Origin of the sequence: Pedobacter sp. PF22-3, assembly GCF_026239555.1 — a bacterium.
Classification (GTDB): domain Bacteria; phylum Bacteroidota; class Bacteroidia; order Sphingobacteriales; family Sphingobacteriaceae; genus Pedobacter.
The window spans coordinates 107,718-128,304 of sequence record NZ_JAPIVP010000016.1 but is presented as its reverse complement, the minus strand read 5'-3'; the positions used below and the strand labels follow the sequence as shown (position 1 = coordinate 128,304).

Sequence of the window (20,587 nt, the reverse complement as noted above, 5' to 3'; positions counted from 1 at the left end):
TCCAAGGAATAAGGAAAACGGCAGGATATAAACCAGGAATAACCCCAAACAAAATAACCCCTAGAACTAATAAAAATTAAAAGTTATATTGCATTAGTAAATCAAGTAAATTGGTGTAAAAAGCCTTAGTAATTATTCACCAAAACTGTCAAGCTTTTTTAGGAAGGGTCAACAATGACTAACTGACGATCGACTGCAAAGTCTGAACTACCGACTGCAACGCCTGAACTAGCGACTGCAAAGTCTGAACTGTCGACTACAAAGCCTGAACTATCGACTGAAACCTCTGAACTGCCGGCTGCAAAGTCTAAACTATCGACCGAAACCTCTGAACTGCCGACTGCAAAGTTTGAACTATCGACTGCGAAGTCTGAACTATAAACTGCAACGTCTGAACTGTCGATTGCAACGTCTGAACTACCAACTGCAACCTCTGAACTATCGACCGCAACCTCTGAACTATCGACCGCAACCTCTGAACTATCGACCGCAACGTCTGAACTATCGACCGCAACATCTGAGCTATCGACTGCAACGTCTGAACTACCGACTGCAAGATGTAACTGCCTTCATTTATGCCTTATTTAAGCAAAAAGATTTCGTGAATTATTTAATTGTGCTTATCTTAGTAGTGCAGAACAGTAATTAACAATATCTTTTAACTTAATCGGAGAAACGTAAAATAAACTAAAAATTTCACAATATTCCTGAGTGAGCGGCTTAGACCCGCATCTTTCAATATCTCTGAAAAGAGTTAATTGTTGTTCTGCAGCACTCAGGAACTTTTTTATCAAATGTTATGCAGAACAACAATTGTAAAAACCCAAACACACAGCTCCCAAATGAGGTAGCAGCTGTAACAGAATTCCGGAAACTGATTGAAGCCTATTTCGATATGATTGGTTTATCGGATGTGAATCAATTCCTTACTGAAATGCTTAGCGCAGCTATCGGGCCCGATCCGCGCTCTGGCAAACACAAACCCATTACTATTGCCAACGCCCTTTATGATGTAAACAATCTCATCAGCCTGCTTACCAAAACAAAACTTTTGGCCAATGAAGAAACCTTTCAGCAATATGCCATAAACCCGGGTTATCACCTACAAGCTGTTGGCCAATTTGATGTGGAGCATCTTTCTGAACTATTATATGTTGGATTAAATGCCTACATCTTTCAGGAGGATGATTTTGAAGGCGCAACCTTAAAATTTTCTTCCGAAATTACTGCCGCATATAAAATGATTTATGATTGGCTGTCAGACTGCGATGCCTGGTATAATGCTGTTGAGTGTGATGAATGTAATGAAACGATCAGCTTAGCAGCTACACTATAAACATTCAAATTTTAATTAGCCATTTACCCTATGCAGCTATGAGGGAAAACTCCCCTCCTAATTTAGGAGGGGTGCCCAACGGGCGGGGTGGTTACTAGCGGTTATATCATTTAATTTCGGTAGGTGAGACACCAACCGATAGATAAAAAGTTTAACTGGCCATTTACCCTATACAGCTATGAGGGAAAACTCCCCTCCTAATTTAGGAGGGGTGCCCAAAGGGCGGGGTGGTTAATCCATCACTAGCGCAAGTCTTATTTTTATGCTAGCAGGCTGGATGACTTGTGCTTTAGCAGAGATTTATAATTGAGTATTTTTTAAACACAAGTCGGGCCCTTGCTTTTGGCTGGGGGCGCTAAGACTTGCGTTAGATAAGTTTAACAACTCATTTTTAATCAACAAAACCCTATTCGCCGCTTTTCGCAGGTCTTTTGCTGATAACGGCTTTAACTCATTGTTAATGCTGAATAAGTAATTGACTTTTAATTACTTTAGTGTTTTCGATTATATGTAAATAGTAAGTGCCATTTGGTAGATCTGCAACAGATATCTTGCTGGGCTCAATTGATGTTTTGCTTTTGATTTGCTTTAACATCCGGCCTTTGTCATTGTAGATTATTGCCTCAAAAGGAACATTTCCTTTGTTTGCAACTTTCCTTGTTTTATCAATGGCTCTTGCCGATTGAGAGGGCTTTTCTATTGGTTCCAAATTCACTTCGGTATTAGCCGGGTTCGGGTACGCTAACCAACTCGAATGGCAATCAACCAAATATCCGGTCACCACCAGTGGTTCGCTTTCACCGCAATCATTGATCGCAATTACCGTAAGCTGATATGGTTGGTAATCGGGAGCATCCGTTGCTGAAAAATCTATACTAACCTCCGTTCCATTACTCGCAGTAAATAATTCGCCCCAGTTTGTTGTCCAATGATAACTTGTTGCACCGGGTACAGGGTCAATACTAAAGGTTTGGATACTATACCGGCAGGCATTGGGAAGTTCCCCACGTATAAAAGCCGGTTTGGCAACCACAGGTTGCTGAATATTGACCGGCACATTATAGACAAAAGGAGTGCAATCCGGCTTTTTGATAGAGACCGTTAGATTGTTAACACCTGCCTTTTGCGAGTTTATCCTTATCCTGTTCGTGCCTTGCCCATAAAGTAGTTTTACCCCGGCCGGAACTGTCCATTGGATACTTACGCCGGGCGGGTAGTTTGCCATGAGAACATCCTGATCGTGACATGCCGTATTAGCAACTTCGGTTGTAAATGAGGGTGGGTTGGATATACATCCGGTGGTACAAGAATTAACTGGAATTGACCCATGTATTTTCTGCATGATGAAATTTGCAATATTAATATCCATCTGCAAATGATCCTGACTTACACCCGTCGCGAAAATCACGTCATCAAACGGCGTTATATTATTGGCCACAACATTCCCGGCCTGTATATTAAAGTAGGGATTACGTGATATGTATCGCCCGTCCAATGCATAATCCTGATTGCTAAGATCTAACGCTGATACTGTAGGCACAAAGGAGGTGACTTCACGGCCATAAAGGTTTAACGTTGCTTGCGTCTGTTTCTTAAAACCATCAAATAACCCATTTCCGTAAAGTGGCACCATGTTTACCGTGCTGCCGGGTACTGTCTCATGGGGCACAAGGCCTGCAAATTTTACACGTGAAGAATAAGATCTCAAACCTTGTAAACCGAACAATGGGGCAAAGCCACTGTTGGAAACATAGGATACATCAGAAACTGACGTATTTGTCGTCCATAACTGTTCTTTATGCTTCAAGGCGGAGATGAACCAGAATTTGGTGGTGGCATTAAAATCCATAAGTTGTGAGCCATTCCCATAACCTAATCCGATACCATCACCGCGTCCATTTGCGATACCATAATTATTACACTGGCTTGGGTAACCTTTTTGATAATATGAAGCCGCGAAGTATGCCCGCTCCGGATTATTTATACCCACCTGTAGCAACTGTTTTGCGGCAGTTGAATTCAGGACACCAAGTATCCGTTCCACCAGTGGATTTTCCCTGATATCTTTTACAGCATAGCTTGCGTCATTAAGCAGCCATTGAATTCCGATAGGAACATACGCGCCTTGATGAGGAGAATCGTAAGAAAAATAGTTCGCGACATTATGGGTCAGCGAGCGGTCTTCCATATCTTTGAGGCAATATTTGGCAATAAGACCACCCATACTTAAGCCGATAATGTGCAGCTTTGATATCCCTGTTTTCTCAGCGTTCACTTCATTAATGACATTTTCTAAAACTGCTGCATTGGCAGTGATGCTAGCGTTATTGTTGGCGAACTTCACTACAATTATATCATAATTCAGTTCCCGAAGCCTCGTTAAAAGGAAATTCCCGGCAGGTCTGTTAACACTTCCAAATATACTCCCAGGATCGCTAACAGACTCAATTTCTAAGCCTTCGATTATCAACACGGGCTTGTCCAGAACGCCATCACAGCCAAGTTGCATAAAAGTTGACGCACCAGCTACCGCTGCTCGTAAATTTTGGGATTGGGCCTGAGTTGCTAAAGAGCCTTCAAAGATCTCGTCTTTAATAAAGTGGAATTCTGAAATGCAAACACGTCCCCCCATTCTGATCTTTATTGTCTTTAAACCGGAAGCAGTATAATTCACCGTCTGCTGCTGGCCAAGACCTACGCCTCGAAAACCGCTACCGTCCCCAAAGTCAATTTCCAGATAAGAGATGGTTTGATCAGAAACAACAAAGTCCTGGGAAAATTTAAAAGTCACTTCGCCTGTTGAATGGTAGCTGTTATTATTTACATATGGCCCGCCAATGAACAATCGCTGTAGCAGGTAAGGTGAGGCAGTACGCGCAGGATTATCATATAGAATGGTGTGATCGGTATTTGTCGTAAATAAACCATTATTCAATGCGTTGGAATCTATGCAGCAATATTGGTGATTGAGAAAGAATATAGGAATTATATGATCTTTTAATAACGGTTGTGCTGCCGAAACGAGCGCACTAGCATTTAATAGTGGATTAGGGGAACTTAAATAAGAATTATAAAATGAGGAGTAAATTCCAAGGCCGGTTGTCGAATTTACAGCAATATCATCACCGTTAAGGCCGTCAAATTTATTGGCTATAAAGGGTGCTTGAGATTTTTCAATAAGATAACCACCATGGCTAAGTACCTCTGAGAAGTTTAGCTGGCCCATGCTATAACTGAAATATTCTTCATCCGTGAACCATAATGAGTCAGCGTGCTGTATACCGCTCTCATTATAATTACGGACACGCAAGTTCTGTCCAAATCCGAGGATGGGAAATAGCAATAGCAATAAAATGATGCGCATAAAATTGTTATTAAGGTTGATAGGTTATTAAGAAATTGGTAGGTTAATACTTCACATCAAATCTGCCTTGCGTAATGGTGGCTTTCGCTCCAGTATTGCGAACTTCAACTTCAGCTTGAAACTCACCTGAAATAATCCGTTGTGCCTTATCGAATCTTGATATTTTCAAAGTTCCTGTTTTAAGTACAGCATATTCAATCGTGCCATCAGGATTATTTATGGCAATGTTAACCCCATCACCTGCTTGCTCGCTAAGTTCGCGCACGCCTTCTGCAATGTGTTTAAAGAGAAAGCCTGCCACATCTGAGCGGTTGTTCTGTAATTTATTATCTCGGATACAATCTATAGTGAAACCATAAGATTCAATGTAACTAACATTTAATCCAGTAGATAGAACCTTGGGTGTGTTTATCCACACTTGATCGTTAAACATGAAGCCAAAAGTCCTGCTTCCATTTGAAGTGATCGGAGGCAAAGTATCTATGATCTCATCGTCTTTACGGCATGAGGTAATCAGGAAGAGGATTAGAAAGATCGGTATAAGGTTTTTCATAAGGCGTCATTTCTCTAAAATACGTAGATATATTCAGGAACGCGACATGAACAATATTAACTTTTCGTTAAATTTAAACCTACTCTAAAATCTAATCTGGAACAATTCTTGAATTTATGACGAGTTGATAAGTAATTTAACATTATAAATGGCAGCGAACCATTACTAGCCCAAGTCTTAGTGTCTAGGCTAGTGAGCTGGATGACTTGTGCTTAATGACTAATTTATTAAGTACAAGTCAAGCCTATACTTTGGCCAGCGCTAAGACTTGCGCTCAATGTCATTAAGTTAAGGTTTTTAACCACAGATCTACTCCTCGCTGGCGCACGCGTGCCGTGGCTGTTGCATGTGCATTTGATACTACCGGAGCATCTTAATATATTTCAAACGCGGTATGCCTGCGCCAGCGCATGATACAACTATATCCCTAGGTTTTGGATATGTATGAGGTATGATTTATATTTAATAAAATTAAAGATATGGCTCAGCTAATTTGTGCACTCATAGTATTGGATGATACGGTCGTACCTCCTGAAATCGTACACTTCCGGGAAAACAGGGCATTTATAATACCTTTAGACCCTGATAGGTATGATGTAGACTGGACTTCTCTTAGCATTTTTATTGCTCACGTCTTTAGCTGTGATGACTTGTCTACTGCATTAAATACCTCTTCAGCAGTGCAGGATAAATATGATGACGATGAAGAAGAATTATTTACCTACGACTTTTCAGCACTAGCTTCGTTAATAAAAGAAATTAATCCAGACAGATTCATACTCGAATATTTTGAAGACTTCGCAGATATCACGGTGCATCAATTATACTTAACAGTTATTGACGGTAAGGTTGTAAGAGAGGCTACTTGCTTTATGATGGGGAATTTGAACTCAACCCTGAATTTGATGAATACCAAGCGCATCGTGCGCTAATTAATCAAGGGACAAAGATTAGTTGGCTTAATCATGAGAAGTATCGGAGTTATGATCATGCAAAGAGGATATATGAGCAAGGTTGAGGTATAATAGTATTTATTAATGCCATTACTAACGCAAGTCTTAATGTATAGGCAAGCGCGCTGCATGACTTGTGCTTTTATTATTTAATCGTTTCTGTCCGTAGAGTTCCGAAGGGCTCTACGGATTAGTAATAGAAAAGAGTCTGTGACTCGTTTTAATTGAGTTTATAAACTCAATATTATTCTTGTATCCGTAGAGACGCTATGCTTAACTCTACGGACAGAGGTGCATGCGGGAACCACGAAGTGCTCAGCGAAGCTAATCTTAAAGCGCTTGCATTAGATTCCCAATCAAGTTGAGAATGACGATCCCTCGAGGGATATTACCTAATAAAATTTTCACTACCGGTTGATGTCTTGCCAACCGAAATGTATTCTCCTGGTGCTATCCCGATTGATAGAGGAATGCGATGCTAACGAATCGTTTTCTTTGACTTAATCACCTCCCTAAAAAAAGATAAAACCTCATCAATATAATAGTTAAAACTTAGGACTTCCCTTTTATCCCAAATTTCCTGCCTCATACTTTTCATCTGCCCCCTGTTGTTCAGCTGTGCTGCAAGATCATCATAGGAATGATAAAAAATCCCGAATCCATTTTTATGGGTAAAAGATTGAGAAGCGCAAATGTGCCCGGTATTGTCACGCTGAATCATCGGGAGGCCGGCAGCGCCAAGTGTAGACATCCTGGCTGGATAATTAAGATCAAGCCAACTCGCTTTCATCAGCTCCCCATAATTTTCAGCATTAAAAACATGCAACCAGCCAGCGTCATATTTAGAAAGTTCGGCTACCCATTGCTGTGCCGAACATGCCTCATGCAGATGAAGGTAGCCCGGAGCCAATACATTAGCCTCATCAATCCATGATTTATAAACACTGTGGTAAAAATCGCCATAAAGATGTAAATGAATTTTTCTTTTAGCCAATTCCCCTATATCAATTGGAGCTAACCCCATCGGCCTTCCCGGAACTACGGTATGAATCTCTCCGTCCTGCTCCGAAATCAAACGGCCTGGCGCTCCCTTAAACCGTTCAATATGTGGTAAATCTCCGTCCAGGATCATACTCAACGGCACATCAAAATGAAAAAACTGTTCATACCAGCGTTTAATTTCCTCATTAAGATAAATCGTTCCGTCAGCATATTGAAAAAGATCGATCATTTTATCCCATAAGCCATTTTGCCTGCAGAAAAACGGTCCTTCTTTAAAATGCCACACAAAAGGGATACCCAAACCTGCACGGAGCACTTCATGAATAAATGGTATGGCCCTAACATTTAAGAGCGCATAAATAATATCGGGTTTAAGTTTTTGTACAGCCTGTTGCCAATTCTTTTTAGGGATATCGATAATATTGCCAAAAGGAAGCGGACCAACCGCGTTAAAAAATGAAGGTTCATCAATCCATAAACCATATAACTGATGGCCTTTTTCTTCGAAAGCCAAAACCCGTTCGGCATTATAGGACAGCTCGCCAACCAAAAGTATTTTTAGTGGTGTGCCGTTTGATATTACCGGGCGATGATCAAATTCCGAATATTCAATATTTTCGTCAACTAAACCTCCAAAAGCTGATTTGAACCTCAGTTTCTGATTGATGTGGTAAAACTGTTTGTAGAGATTAATCCCGCCGCCCCAACGCTCGCTAATTATTTTATGCCGCTGGCTGGGGTGAGAAACCCATTCGGCAGTAATTTCCATGGTAAACTTAGGTTCGGCTCCATTTAGCAATTTATTCCAGAACATATCATTCAGGCTATCCGTTACCAATTCGCTCCTTTCCAGCCATTGGTGAGATGTTTTTTGATGCATAACCTGCACCAACTGATATCCGATATCTATAAAGGCGCCGAAAGTTTTTTGTCCGCCACTGCCTGTATGATCATCCCGATAATTATGTTTTGCACCAGAGCAGAAAAAAGCAGCATCTGGGTTAGCTTGTGCCAAACTCCATAGCAACTGCAAGTGATCTTCAAAGTATAAATCATCAGAAGGCAGGTAACTAATATAATCATACAAGGCATGCTCCAACCCTTTGTTAAGGGCAGCACCCAGGCCTTCGTTAGAATTATTGGAAATGTATTTTATCCGATCATCGCCAAGATAGCGACTTATTACATCTATTGTTGCATCACTACTGCCATCAACAACGATAATCAGTTCCCACTCTTTAAAGGTTTGAAACTGCAAACTGGTAATTGCCCGTGAGATAAATGTCCCATGCTGATACGTGGGCATGATTACACTAATGCCTTTATTTTTCATTTATTTGAGAGAAATGGCAATAGCATGCATATCATCTGCATCCAATTACCGTGTTAAAAATATTTAGATGTTTAAGCAAAAGGCGACTACTGTCAACCCTATCATACAATGATAAATATTATTTCTTACATTACCTGAAAGGCAGGTGCAGCGGATTTAAATAATTAGTTATTAGGGAATAATCCCAGATCAGGCCTAATTAAATTTGTAACAACCCATTCTATACTCCATCTAAAAGATATACCAAAAAAGATGTTATGAAAAAAAGTTACCTGATCCTTTTATTGTATGTTGCACTGCCCCTCATCGGCTGGAGCCAGGAAATCATTTCCGCGAAAAAAAACTTAGTGGATAAAAAATGGATTCACAACCAAAACTACCAGATGGAATGGACCATGCTTAAAGACACCAGCAAGTTTACCATTGGTTTCGTAGATACGAAAGTGGAGGTTTTGGGTGATAAAATACAAGTGATTACAACAGTGAAAATGAAATCGTCTCCTTCATCGTGGATCGATTCAACCATTGTTAAGAAGGCAGATTTTTCACCAGTTTACCATGCCTCTTACAATGCACAAAGAGATATGTCAATTCATTTCGGAACAGACATTAAAGGCTTCTATCACGACAAAACCAGTGGTAAAAAAACAGCAATAGCTCAACAGGTTGCGCCTGGTTATTTCGATAGTAATTTTTACCCAATGCTTATCAACTGGTTGCCATTAAAAACAGGTTTCAAAGCAGATTTAAATATTTTTGATTATAATCCGAACGGAAAAACCGGTGTTATTAAAGCACATATATTGAGCGTTAGCGAAGGAAAATACCACACCAAAAATTCTGGCGACAGAAATGTATGGATTGTAGAAGCTTCGGATGAAATTAGCAGTACAGGTGGAAAAAGCATTTATCAAATCGACCAAATTACCAGGCAGCTTTATCTGCAGCAAATTACGATGGGCAGCCGCATCATGGAAATGAAATTATTAGAACCTTAGTTTCGCTCCTCATTCGGTAAAGCCTGGTTTGAAAAGGATGTAGCAGTTAAAACGTATATTCATTTTTTTGATCTTCAATCATCCATTACTGGCGCGGGTCTGAGTGTTTAGACTAGCGCGCTGGATGACTTATGCTTTCCTGATTAATCTTTAAAATATTACTAAGGCACAAGTCAGGCCTGTGCTAAGGCAATGGGCGCTAAAACTTGCGCTAGAATTAGGGGTTTAGCACTTGAGCAGAATGCTGATCTCAATTAGCCAGATACCAGGCTTAACCTTTCAGCTTACCCGGCGTTACTGCAAATTTCTTTCTAAAGGCATTGCTGAAGTGCTGTACGGAGGAATAACCGAGCATAAAGGCCACCGATTTTATGGAAATCCCATCCAGCAGTAGTTCTTTTGCGTGGTTCAGCCTGTAATCGCTTAAGTAACCAAATATGCTGTTATCAAACAATCCTTTAAAACCCTGTTTCAGTTTAAATTCGTTAATGCCACATAATTTAGCCAACTCTGCAACCGATGGTGGCTGGTGAATATTCTGGATCAGGTAATCCCTAGCCTGATAAATGCATTCCCTATCGTAAGTAGAAGTTAAAGCAACTGGCTGTTTTTGGTTAATGCTCCGTTCAAAAGCTTCGGCCTGGAGTACCAGTAACTCAATACATTTCGACTCGATAAACAGGTGCTTTAATCCTTCCGGAAAATCACAATCTAGAATATCTCTGATGCATTGCTGCATAGGCCATGAAATAGGCAGATTTTGATCGCCCAGCTGCATATAACGCCCGGTATCGGCATAATCTGCCAAAATATGTAACGCTTTGGTAGAATGCTCTGCCAATTGCAAAAACTTTTCTTTAACAAAATGTACCTCAAAAAAGCGATAGCATTGGTTGGTATCATATTGGCCTGTACCATCCAACTCAGGCATATAAATAATATTCTGTTGGTTGGAATTAAAGATGTATTGTTGCTTATTTACGCGGTTAAAAATGGTGCCACTGCCAGAGAGTGTAAACCGCAGTTTAATCATATCGGGTACATCATTGGTTGGGCTAAAATACATTTGTTGCTGTTTAAACAGGATATCGCCATACACCATGTAAATACCAGGAATATTGATCTGCACCATTTCGGCATCGCTAAAAGAAAAACTGTATTTCTCCCTTTTTTCCGTAACCAATCCATTCTGAACACGAAGATCATCAAAGTTCCCCCCTACGTTTTTCCAGGCACCATAATTCTTTCCAACATTGATTCCCATAATGGCAATTATCACAAAAAAAGCCGAAATAACGCTATTGGGTTATCCACAATTCGATTTTATGTAAAAGAAAATCCTTTTGATGTAAAAGCGTACAGCAGCTATTTTTCAATTTTGCCCCAATTGCGAAATACACCGCAAGAGATTAAACGTTTTATTATGGACGAGCAAGAAGACCAAAACACATTGACCCTAACATTAAAAACTAACGTTCTCCCACCTAAAAACACGCTAATTTTTAAACTTTTACAAGGTTTACCTTTAAAAAAGGAAGAAAATGTATTGGAAATCGGCCCTAAAGACACCGAACACCTCTCTTATCTGTTTCAAAAAGCAATAAATATCACCTATACGGGTACTTATCTTGCAGAAACTGGAATAAAAAATACCCTTTCCACTTATAAAGCAAATGGAAATACGGTAGATTTTGCTAAAATAACAGAAAATAAACTCGATCTACAGGACAATTCCTTCGATTGGTGTTTTACAGCCAATACCATTTATTTCTGGCCAGATCCTTTAAAATACTTATCTGAAAGCTACCGCGTATTAAAATCAGGCGGAAAAATGAATCTTGCCTTTGTTGAAAAAAACTTTGGTGCCCACCTACCCTGGACGCAACTCGATTTTACATTTTATGAGATTGACGAAGTAAAAGCATTTTTCAAACAATCGGGATTTGCCAATATTGAGGTAAAGGAAATGACGGAAATAATAATCGATCAAAACGGAAAGGAAATCACTAAACCTTTTATCATGGTATCTGGTCAGAAAAAATAGTTGATGCGGTTAAATTCAAATACTGGTGGAAATCCAATGTTATTAATTTGAGGAATAAATCGTGTCTGTCCGTAGAGTTCCGAAGAGCTCTACGGATTAATAATAGAAAAGAGTCTGTGACTCGTTTTAATTGAGTTTATAAACTCAATTTTATTCTTGTATCCGTAGAGACGCTATGCTTAACTCTACGGACAGAGCGGTTATTAATTTGAGGAATAAATCACAAAAAGATGCCTTCGACTACGCTAACATCGACAGAATCTATCAGTACGGCCGTCATTCTCGCGCAGGCGGGAACCACGAAGTGCTCAGCGAAGCTAATCTTAAAGCGCGCTGCAATAGCATTAGGATTCCCAATTAAATTGGGAATGACGACTTCTCAAAATATAATTTGTCATTGTAAGGAGCAACGACATTAAAAATTAAGGCATAAAAAAGCAGATTAAATGTTTAAATCAACATCAATCTGCTTTTGACATTGTTGCTGTTAAGCGCTAATGTTATTTAATCACTTTAATCTGGCCTTTCATCACCATATAATGGCCCGGATAGGTACAAATAAAAGGATAGGTACCAGGTGTTTTAGGTACTGTGAAATAAATCGTATCCGATTTTCCAGGCTGTAGCAATACCGTATAGGCCAGCACCTTAGGTGTTGCCGGAACAAAATAGTACTTTTCGCCATCAAGGCCCATTTTCAATGCCATTTCTCCTACTGCGTTACCCGATCCAGGTGTGGTAAGCACAAAATTATGCAACATATCATCCACATTCTTAAAGGTTAATTTTACTTTGGTACCTGCCTTTAGGGTAATATTGGTGATGTCGAATTTCAAACCTGGTTTGGTGCCCAATACAATAGTTTTATCAGGTCCTTTAGTCCAGGTTTCTGGTTGTTCGGTAACGTGTTTCCCAACATCGGTATTGCCTTTAACTGCGCCACCGGCTGCTGGCATATTGCCCATTTGGTGGTGTTCCATGCCCTCCATATGGTGTGCGGCCGGCGCATTGCCTGTGGGTTTATTTTCTGCAGTTAGTGCCAACTTTTCTCCATCCGGAATTTTATTCATGGTGTAATATCCATAATTGTGCAGTAAAGGGATATTGCCATTTTCAGCACGTAATCCTTCCATTTTGATTTCGTGAATGTAGCCTTCTTTTAAGCTATCCAACACCAACCGTACCTTTTTATGATCGGGAGAAACGACAATGGCTTTAATACTACGTGCCGATTGATTGATTACCGGACTGCCATAAATGTGGTGGTATTTATAAGTAAAAGTAGAGAGTTTATAAGCACCGGCATCACGGGCTGTTTTTTCGTCAACTGGCATGGTAAACTCCAATTCGAAACCATCGGGCTGCGCTTTTACTGTTTGTACTTCAAATGGCATAATACCCGACCAGGTTAAACGCTGTAGTCCGTATTCGGCTTTGCCTGTTGATGACCATCCTCTAGAAGTCATCCCCACCAACATACTGCCATCCGATCCCCAGTTCATCCTAAGGATACCCGAAGAAAATCCCCTTCGGAATGGAAATACCACACCTTGGTATACACCTTTTACTTTTTCTAAAAATACCCTGTTGATATTACTCTGCGATTGGTCGCCAACAAAAAGCTGCCCTTTAAAAGGCCCCATATTACCATTATCGGTATAATTGAGAATACCTGATGTAGAGTTGCCCATAATGGAATGCGGAATCCACACCGATGGCGTTTTTAATCCCGGTACTCTTTTGGCTACTTCGAATTCCGGTTCACCTGTATCTGGAATATCTTGTTTGCGTAGCTTAACTGGCGAGCTAGGCTCACCTGCCCATATCAAACCGGCCGGATTGCCAACAAAATCACCTTCTTCTACATGGGTAATGCTGCCCGAGCCTACCCAGTCGCCCTGGTTTTCGGCGTAAAATATTTCTCCATCGTTATTCAGCGCCATTGCTGCAGGCGAGCGGAAACCGGTTGCAAAAGGCTTTAATTTAAAATCAGGAGTGAATTTGAGCATCCAGCCGTGCCATTTAGATAAGCTGGCACCATAACCAATCCAGCCCAGATTAAGTGTAACCACCATGTTGCCATCTTTATCCAGCATAGGGCCATATGCATATTCATGGTAATTGCCCGATAATGGCCACGAGTACATGGTGCTATATTCATCGGCTTCTCCATCGCCGTCCAGATCGCGCAGGCGTGTGATCTCAGCGCGCTGGGTGAGATAAATATCTCCTTTGATATAATTTAAGCCTAATACTTCGTGCATGCCATGTGCAAACAAACGGAATTTGGGTTGTTGCCCATTTTTCATGTATGGGTTGATAATAATCCAGACTTCACCTTTACGGGTAGCCACTGCCAGCTCATCATTAGGTAAAAAGGTCATTCCTCCAACTTCGAGTGCTATTTCTTTCGGGATGGGAACGGTTACGATGGGATAAATTTCTTTCTCTGTTTGTGTTTGTGCTTTTACCGTTACCAGACCAGTGCCCAATAACAAAAGCGACAATAAGTATGTTGATTTTTTCATGTCTTGATTACCAGGTTATTGAATAGGTTAACGTATCGGTAGCATTGGCAAGTTGTACCAGCAGTTCTTTACCCTTTTGGGTTTTCCTGATAAAAGCCTTTGTGCCATCAGCCAATTTTAGGGTATAAGCTTTATCGCCAACAGTGTAGGTATTATTTTTATGTGCTTCAATGCTTGGCCCTACTGCAATACGACAATAAAGTGGCTGCTTGCTGTTGCTAATGCTAATGGTACGGCTTAGTGCTGTGCCACTATTTAAAACAGCTATTTTATCGCTTACATCGGCGCCATTGGCCGCATACAAAAATGTAGGCATTTTGCTTTTGTCTAAAACATAACCCTTATTTTGAAGGTCGTCAAAAGCGATAGAATCAGGCCATGCAGCATCCTTATCAGCCAGGGCAGCAAGAGCAGGTGCTGCAGAAAGTGGTAAAATAGTACCTAAAGGTTTGGCGAGCTGAGGCTCTCCCCTGTCTTTCCACATTTCAGTCGCATCTATAAAATCTCCACGCCATACTTCCAGCAAGGCACCCTGTTTTAAATCATAAGCATAGTTTACCTTTTCGGGCGTACCTACAGAAATCACATGGGTACGTTTTTTTCCTTCAAACATCAGGAAGCTTCGTAATAAATAGGGTTTGTTAGCTGCGTTGATGACATAGGGGTTAACATTTTGGGCCATAGAATAGGCTGCACAGCAGGTGAGAAGTGCGAGGCAGCACATCATTCGTTTAAAGATCATAATTTTGATTTGGTTAAAGCGCAACAAAACAATCGGTTGCATAACAAATATATCATTAGCATATCAGTTTACAAAAATTCTGGTAAAACAATTCTTCATAAATCACACAAAACATTAACTTTCAGAATGTTAAACTTAAATGCAAACGATAGCAGTAGCGCAATGCCATTAAGTTAAGCACTCCATAGTTTTAGGCTCTTGAGATCGATAAATCGCAAATGAATGCTCTTCGCACTACTCTACTATTGATAGGCTTCAATAGAAATCGTTATTGCAAGGCACGAAGATAACCGAACGTAGTGAGCTCATGAATGCCTTTAAAAACAACTGTACAAATGAATAATCTTAATGCTCTCGCTATTAGCGATCGTTGTAAGATTGCTTCCCCGAAAATCGGGGCAGGCTGTCGGCTGAAAAAGCCTTCTCGCAATGACGATGCCACGCAACCTACAGTTCGTTAAAAATTCTCCTCTCCAGATTAACCCACAATAATTAAGGATTTATCGTACGTAGATTTCCCTACTACGGTCGAATTGACTATTTAAGAATGGTTTGTGACACTAATTTCAGATTTATTAAACCTTAACGTGGTAACGTTCTTTTAAGTCCTTTAAAACGCATTATCTTTTCAGAATATGCTGTCGCTTAATGATTAATGAACGATCTTGAAAACCAGTTCTTTTAAGAGTTCTCCATCATCAACATTGCCGGTACTATCTAATCCTTTGCTTTTTAAATCATATTCACGGAGTAAACCGATCACCTGGAAAACTTTCCCCGTGTTGTAATTTCTTGCCGCTACCTCATAATCTTTAATAAAAAATGGAGGTACCCCCAAAGCTGATGCGGCATCGGCCTTATTGGGGATATAATGGTATTTAAGAAGTTTGGTAAAATAACCGCCTAAATTGGCTAAAACCATTACTGTTGGATTGGCTTTGGGGTTGCTGGCAAAGTAATTGATAATTTTATTACATTTTAGCACATCGCGGATAGCTAATGCCTTTTGTAGTTCGAAAACGTTATACTCTTTACTGATGCCTATATTTTTCTGAACCAGGTCGGTATTGATGGTTACTTCCTTAGAAACATTGAGCATTAACTTTTCGATCTCGTTGGCTATTTTAGAAAGATCGGTCCCCAAATACTCAGCCATTAGCGCCGATGCCTGCTGATCGATTTTGTAACCTTTTTCTTTGATAAATTCTTCGATCCAGGGTACCAATTTATAATCGCGAACAGGATCTGACTGAAAAATCAGTCCGCTTTTATTGATCGCTTTATAGATTTTTTTACGTTTATCGAAATTGGCATATTTATAAGCCAGCACCAAAATGGTACTGGGAAGCGGTTTTTCGAAGTAATTGAGCACAAATTCGCCCTCTTTTGAACTGTCTTCCTTACCCCATTTTAAATCCTGCGCTTCCTTAACAATTACCACCTGGTAATCAGACATCATCGGGTAACGCTTTGCAGCACCCAAAACCGTTGCCATATCGGTATCTTTTCCATATAAAACGGTTTGGTTGAAACCTTTTTCAGCATCATTCAGCAGCTTATCTTCGATATAATCGGTTACCTGATCGATGTAATAAGATTCTTCACCATGCAATAAGTATACAGGTTTGAACTTTCGGGCTTTAATATCTTTAATAATTTCGGCAGCAGTCATTGCCCGTAAAATTACAATTTAGGTTTAAGGATTTGGGTAAATGTTTATAATTTAGAGATATGAGATGTTAGATATGAGATTTGAGACATTAGACTGCAGGCTTCATCGCATAGCCCAAAATTAACTACCTTTGAAGCTGCAATAACTGATAAATTGTTTTACTGTTGCATTGTTAAGTGACATACAACTGAAAACTACCAACTGAAAACTGAAATGTTCACTCCTACTCCGCTTAACCTTCCGCCCTACCCATTTAAAATTACCAAAAAGGATGACGTGGTATTTATTTTTGATGAGCTGAGGAAGAAACACCTGGTACTTACACCCGAAGAGTGGGTGCGACAGCATTTTATACAAAACCTGATTTTAGAGAAGAAATTTCCACGTACGTTAATCCAGATTGAAGGTGGTTTGGTTTTAAACCAATTACAAAAACGAAGCGATATTTTGATTTACAATACCGCTGGTGAAAAGCTGATGTTGATTGAATGCAAGGCACCAAAGGTGAAAATTACACAATCTGTTTTTGATCAGGCCTCGCGTTATAATTCGATACATCAGGCGAAATGGATTGTGTTAACCAACGGTTTGCAGCATGTTTATGCCAAAATGGACCTGGAGAAAGGCAGCTTTAATTTTGTAGAAGAAATGCCTGAATATTTGGGGCTTTAAGCAGTATCTGTCATCCTGAGGCACGAAGGATCTTCCTTTACCGTTATTCCAAAGCGCGAGAAAATCTTACAGCAGTAGCAATATGATTTAAATCTTTTTTTTGGAAAGCAGAAACAGTGGTCCTTAGGTCTATTCAGTCCCGCTCCCGCTTCTGCCGATTGAAAAAATCGGCATCCCGCTTCGATCGGGTTTAGGTGGCACAGCCAGCAAGACTATTAGGGGTTGCAATACGCAGGAATAGTGTCTTTCTGAATGATGCTATATCCTTCAATAGCAGCAAAAGCCTTTAAATTTTAAACCTGATTGAAATGTAAAGCCCACAGCGCAGCGAGGACTTGTAATGAAAAGCAGGACTAACTTTAAAACCAACCACAACAATTGCTTTCCAAAAAAAATTAAGAGCATTAAAGATTCTTTGTTTTTCCGTCATTGCGAGGAGGAACGACGAAGCAATCTTACAATGATCTCTATTAATCTATCTTTTAGATTGCTTCGTCGGCTGAAAAAGCCTTCTCGCCATGACGATTTTGTGCAGATAACAGATCACTTAAACACTATATTCCGGCTTCCAAACCTGTTTATTACCGCTATAAATCGCCTCATTACACATGGCCACGCAAATAGCGGCCTGGGTTCCGGTATTGATATTTGATGCGGGTTCTTTCCTGGTGGTTATTGATTTGTAAAATTCATCCAACGCATAGTTTGTACCATCAATGGTGGCTTTGTCCAAAATAGGGATTCCGCCGTCTTTATTCACCACGATTTTTGTCGCTCCGGTTACCCCATCAACAATACCCAATTCTTTTTTGGTGCTTTCTTCAGGATAAAATAAGCCAGTATTGGTCAGCAGGGAAACCGAGCCCTTTGTACCTTTTATTTTAAACAGATAACCATCATGTGCATTGCCGCAGGTGGCCCCGAAGTTGCCAATCATACCTTTTTCCTGATAACGCAATACCGCTTGAATGTTATCATAAGTTTCGCGGCCATCCTTAAAAACATCTATCCCTCCAGCGCCCATAATTTCATCAGGTTGGGTTTCGAAAGCCCAGTTGATAAAATCGATCTGGTGTGAGAGCAGTTCGGCAGCCAATCCGCCAGAATATTCCTTGTACATCCTCCAGTTGATTTTGCGCTCCAAAGATGGATCTGGAACAGCCCTGCGCCAGTTACCGTTACGGTCCCAACGACAATCGATTTGGCTAACCTTACCCAAATAACCACTCTGGATCATCTCTTTCACCTTAAAATACAAGGGCGAATAACGGTACTGGTATCCCACCTGAAAAACCTGCTTAGGGTGTTGCTTAACCAACTTCTTAAGCTCAAGTGCCTGGGTAATGTTGTAAGTCATGGTTTTTTCTACATAAACATGTTTACCGGCCAGCACAGCATCTTTTGCAATGTCGAAATGCTCGCTTAAAGGTGTAGCAATAAAAACCGCATCGATTGTTTTATCCTCTAAAACTTTTCGATAATCTTTTATGGCTTTGGCCTCTGCTGGAACATACTTTTCAGTTTCCTTAAGCCTGAAATCGAGCAGATCGCAATAGGCTTTAACGTTATATTTGGTCGGCATGGATTTAATTACCGACAAAACCCCTTTACCGCGATCGCCGCAACCAATCATGGCCACATTAATAATTTCGTCTGCTACTAAATTGGCGAGAGCCTGATTGCCCAATAGCAAACCAGAGCCTACTAAAGCTGATGTTTTAACAAAAGATCGACGGTGCATGATATGTTAATGTTTTATTTCTTTATTCGTAAATATATTTAACCACAAATTAATACAGAAAACCAAAATTGGATTATTAATATTGGCTTAAAAGTTTTCTCGGATATTTTTAGCTCACAGTCGTCACCCTGAATTTATTTCAGGGTCTATATAGCAAGAAAGATGCTGAAATAAATTCAGCATGACGATCGCGTTAAGAAAAGTAGACTAAAACTAATCAAAACGCATAAATATTAATCGAACTCAGGTTATAAATTCTTGATTTTAATAGTTCTAAAATCTACTTTATTGCCATGATCCTGCAGCAGGATATGTCCTTTTGGTGCTTCGCCAAAGTTTTTCCAATCTTTATATTTACTAATAGCAACGAGTTTTTTAAATTCTTCAGAGTCACGGGTATATTCCAGAACTTTTACACCATTTAAATAATGTTCTACTTTGTTATTTGGATACACTACCACACGTCCATTGTTCCAACTGCCGATTGGGCGCAGGTAACGGGCTTCCTTTTTCGAAGTAATTAAATCGTATAAAGACGCCAAAGTACGGTTTCCATCTCTACCCAATTTTGCGTCAGGGTGCAATTCATCATCTAAAACCTGGTATTCCAGGCCAATGGCCGACCCTTTGTTATTTTCACTCAGGGTAACAAAATATTTCACTCCGCTATTGGCGCCGGGTGTAAGCTTAAATTCGAAAGATAAATCAAAAGCAGCATATTCATCCTTGGTTACAATATCGCCTCCATTAGTTGATTCTGCACCACCTGAAGGTTCAACGCTGATAATGCCATCAGCTATTTTCCAACCTTTGGCAGGGAAAGTAGTTTTATAAGCACCAACCCAACCTGCACTGCTTTTACCATCGAACAATAGTTTATAGCCTTCTGATTTTTCGTAAGCAGATAAAGTATTTGGGGTTAAATTAACCGTATAAATGCCTTTTGGAAAAACTTTGGCCTTTAGCCCTTCAGTTTGGATGTTGATATTTTTAAAATAAACTTTTTTACCATCATTATCGAGGTTATTGCCAATACCATGAACCTGCAAACCGATAAATCCTGATTTATCTAAAGTATCAACTAGATAAGCAACAGGTGTTCCATTTACCCAGGTTTTGGTTTCGTTACCAATACATTCGATTTTGTAATGGTTAAACTCATTCTTTTTGTACAAAGGTTTTGCCGCTGGATTAAGTTCTAGAGGATACAACCACAATCTTCTGGCTTCGTCATAAATGCCACCTGTCCATGCTCTCGGGGTAGGATCTATTTCTACCTGCCTGCCAAAAACCAATCCTTTACCGCCATTCCCTTCTGGTTTAATGTGGCTACGGGTCTGGATACCAGAATTGGTGGTTTCGCCTTCCAGTTTCACATCCAGTTCTAAAATGAAATCGCCATATTCTTTTTCGGTAATCAAAAATGAATTTGGTGTGCCTTTGGTCATGGTGCCCACAATCATTCCGTCTTCAACCTTATACGGTGCAGCACCTGCAACGGCTTTCCAACCAGTAAGCGTTTTACCATCAAATAATGGTTTAGCCTTTTGGGCAGCGGCTGATAAACTGATTAACGAGAGCGCCAGAATACTATATTTTTTGATTTTTAACATGATAGGTTTGTCTTGCCGTCATTGCGAGGAAGAATG

At 40.1% G+C, this 20,587-nt stretch carries 14 protein-coding genes; 5 read left to right on the top strand and 9 right to left on the bottom strand.

The features are described from left to right. Positions 1-799 precede the first annotated feature (799 nt). Complete coding sequence (locus OQX63_RS18665) at positions 800-1,336, top strand: hypothetical protein (RefSeq protein WP_265852331.1); 537 nt, start codon at positions 800-802, stop codon at positions 1,334-1,336. Between the two features lie 457 nt (positions 1,337-1,793). On the opposite strand, the gene OQX63_RS18660 is transcribed toward OQX63_RS18665, so the two are convergent. Together OQX63_RS18660 and OQX63_RS18655 are read right to left on the bottom strand one after the other, a co-directional pair. Next, on the bottom strand, positions 1,794-4,700 hold the full coding sequence (locus OQX63_RS18660) for a T9SS type A sorting domain-containing protein (protein WP_265852330.1): 2,907 nt from the start codon (positions 4,698-4,700) through the stop codon (positions 1,794-1,796). Between the two features lie 43 nt (positions 4,701-4,743). Further along, positions 4,744-5,253, bottom strand: coding sequence for a hypothetical protein (locus OQX63_RS18655; RefSeq protein WP_265852329.1), 510 nt, complete (start codon positions 5,251-5,253; stop codon positions 4,744-4,746). Positions 5,254-5,732: 479 nt separating this feature from the next. On the opposite strand from OQX63_RS18655, the gene OQX63_RS18650 reads away from it, so the two are divergent. Further along, positions 5,733-6,185, top strand: a complete 453-nt coding sequence (locus OQX63_RS18650) for a hypothetical protein (protein WP_265852328.1) — start codon at positions 5,733-5,735, stop codon at positions 6,183-6,185. A gap of 499 nt (positions 6,186-6,684) precedes the next feature. On the opposite strand, the gene OQX63_RS18645 is transcribed toward OQX63_RS18650, so the two are convergent. After that, positions 6,685-8,541, bottom strand: coding sequence for a glycosyltransferase family 2 protein (locus OQX63_RS18645; RefSeq protein WP_265852327.1), 1,857 nt, complete (start codon positions 8,539-8,541; stop codon positions 6,685-6,687). A 257-nt stretch (positions 8,542-8,798) separates the two neighbouring features. Between OQX63_RS18645 and OQX63_RS18640 the strand changes: the two genes are divergently transcribed. After that, the gene (locus tag OQX63_RS18640) at positions 8,799-9,539 is read left to right on the top strand and encodes a hypothetical protein (protein ID WP_265852326.1); all 741 of its coding nucleotides are present in this window, start codon (positions 8,799-8,801) and stop codon (positions 9,537-9,539) included. A 271-nt stretch (positions 9,540-9,810) separates the two neighbouring features. Here OQX63_RS18640 and OQX63_RS18635 read toward each other — a convergent pair whose 3' ends face one another. Continuing rightward, positions 9,811-10,803, bottom strand: a complete 993-nt coding sequence (locus OQX63_RS18635) for a helix-turn-helix domain-containing protein (RefSeq protein WP_265852325.1) — start codon at positions 10,801-10,803, stop codon at positions 9,811-9,813. A 159-nt stretch (positions 10,804-10,962) separates the two neighbouring features. On the opposite strand from OQX63_RS18635, the gene OQX63_RS18630 reads away from it, so the two are divergent. After that, the gene (locus OQX63_RS18630; RefSeq protein WP_265852324.1) at positions 10,963-11,583 is read left to right on the top strand and encodes a class I SAM-dependent methyltransferase; all 621 of its coding nucleotides are present in this window, start codon (positions 10,963-10,965) and stop codon (positions 11,581-11,583) included. 500 nt (positions 11,584-12,083) lie between these two features. On the opposite strand, the gene OQX63_RS18625 is transcribed toward OQX63_RS18630, so the two are convergent. From OQX63_RS18625 to holA, 3 genes are all read right to left on the bottom strand, one after another. Then, on the bottom strand, positions 12,084-14,111 hold the full coding sequence (locus OQX63_RS18625; RefSeq protein WP_265852323.1) for a plastocyanin/azurin family copper-binding protein: 2,028 nt from the start codon (positions 14,109-14,111) through the stop codon (positions 12,084-12,086). 7 nt (positions 14,112-14,118) lie between these two features. After that, on the bottom strand, positions 14,119-14,853 hold the full coding sequence (locus tag OQX63_RS18620; protein ID WP_265852322.1) for a hypothetical protein: 735 nt from the start codon (positions 14,851-14,853) through the stop codon (positions 14,119-14,121). A 652-nt stretch (positions 14,854-15,505) separates the two neighbouring features. Then, positions 15,506-16,525, bottom strand: coding sequence for a DNA polymerase III subunit delta (gene holA, locus OQX63_RS18615; RefSeq protein ID WP_265852321.1), 1,020 nt, complete (start codon positions 16,523-16,525; stop codon positions 15,506-15,508). 213 nt (positions 16,526-16,738) lie between these two features. Between holA and OQX63_RS18610 the strand changes: the two genes are divergently transcribed. Next, complete coding sequence (locus OQX63_RS18610; RefSeq protein WP_265852320.1) at positions 16,739-17,197, top strand: type I restriction enzyme HsdR N-terminal domain-containing protein; 459 nt, start codon at positions 16,739-16,741, stop codon at positions 17,195-17,197. Positions 17,198-17,744: 547 nt separating this feature from the next. Here the strand turns inward: OQX63_RS18610 and OQX63_RS18605 are convergent. Then, complete coding sequence (locus OQX63_RS18605) at positions 17,745-18,938, bottom strand: Gfo/Idh/MocA family protein (protein WP_265852319.1); 1,194 nt, start codon at positions 18,936-18,938, stop codon at positions 17,745-17,747. A 248-nt stretch (positions 18,939-19,186) separates the two neighbouring features. Further along, positions 19,187-20,551 (bottom strand): 3-keto-disaccharide hydrolase, encoded by a 1,365-nt coding sequence (locus tag OQX63_RS18600; protein ID WP_265852318.1) that lies wholly within the window; start codon positions 20,549-20,551, stop codon positions 19,187-19,189. Between the last annotated feature and the right edge of the window lie 36 nt (positions 20,552-20,587).

Bases quoted from the DNA above. Each gene is read 5' to 3' on its own strand.
- OQX63_RS18665 (WP_265852331.1), top strand. From the start codon at position 800: ATGCAGAACAACAATTGTAAAAACCCAAACACACAGCTCCCAAATGAG.
- OQX63_RS18660 (WP_265852330.1), bottom strand. From the start codon at position 4,700: ATGCGCATCATTTTATTGCTATTGCTATTTCCCATCCTCGGATTTGGA.
- OQX63_RS18655 (WP_265852329.1), bottom strand. From the start codon at position 5,253: ATGAAAAACCTTATACCGATCTTTCTAATCCTCTTCCTGATTACCTCA.
- OQX63_RS18650 (WP_265852328.1), top strand. From the start codon at position 5,733: ATGGCTCAGCTAATTTGTGCACTCATAGTATTGGATGATACGGTCGTA.
- OQX63_RS18645 (WP_265852327.1), bottom strand. From the start codon at position 8,541: ATGAAAAATAAAGGCATTAGTGTAATCATGCCCACGTATCAGCATGGG.
- OQX63_RS18640 (WP_265852326.1), top strand. From the start codon at position 8,799: ATGAAAAAAAGTTACCTGATCCTTTTATTGTATGTTGCACTGCCCCTC.
- OQX63_RS18635 (WP_265852325.1), bottom strand. From the start codon at position 10,803: ATGGGAATCAATGTTGGAAAGAATTATGGTGCCTGGAAAAACGTAGGG.
- OQX63_RS18630 (WP_265852324.1), top strand. From the start codon at position 10,963: ATGGACGAGCAAGAAGACCAAAACACATTGACCCTAACATTAAAAACT.
- OQX63_RS18625 (WP_265852323.1), bottom strand. From the start codon at position 14,111: ATGAAAAAATCAACATACTTATTGTCGCTTTTGTTATTGGGCACTGGT.
- OQX63_RS18620 (WP_265852322.1), bottom strand. From the start codon at position 14,853: ATGATCTTTAAACGAATGATGTGCTGCCTCGCACTTCTCACCTGCTGT.
- holA (WP_265852321.1), bottom strand. From the start codon at position 16,525: ATGACTGCTGCCGAAATTATTAAAGATATTAAAGCCCGAAAGTTCAAA.
- OQX63_RS18610 (WP_265852320.1), top strand. From the start codon at position 16,739: ATGTTCACTCCTACTCCGCTTAACCTTCCGCCCTACCCATTTAAAATT.
- OQX63_RS18605 (WP_265852319.1), bottom strand. From the start codon at position 18,938: ATGCACCGTCGATCTTTTGTTAAAACATCAGCTTTAGTAGGCTCTGGT.
- OQX63_RS18600 (WP_265852318.1), bottom strand. From the start codon at position 20,551: ATGTTAAAAATCAAAAAATATAGTATTCTGGCGCTCTCGTTAATCAGT.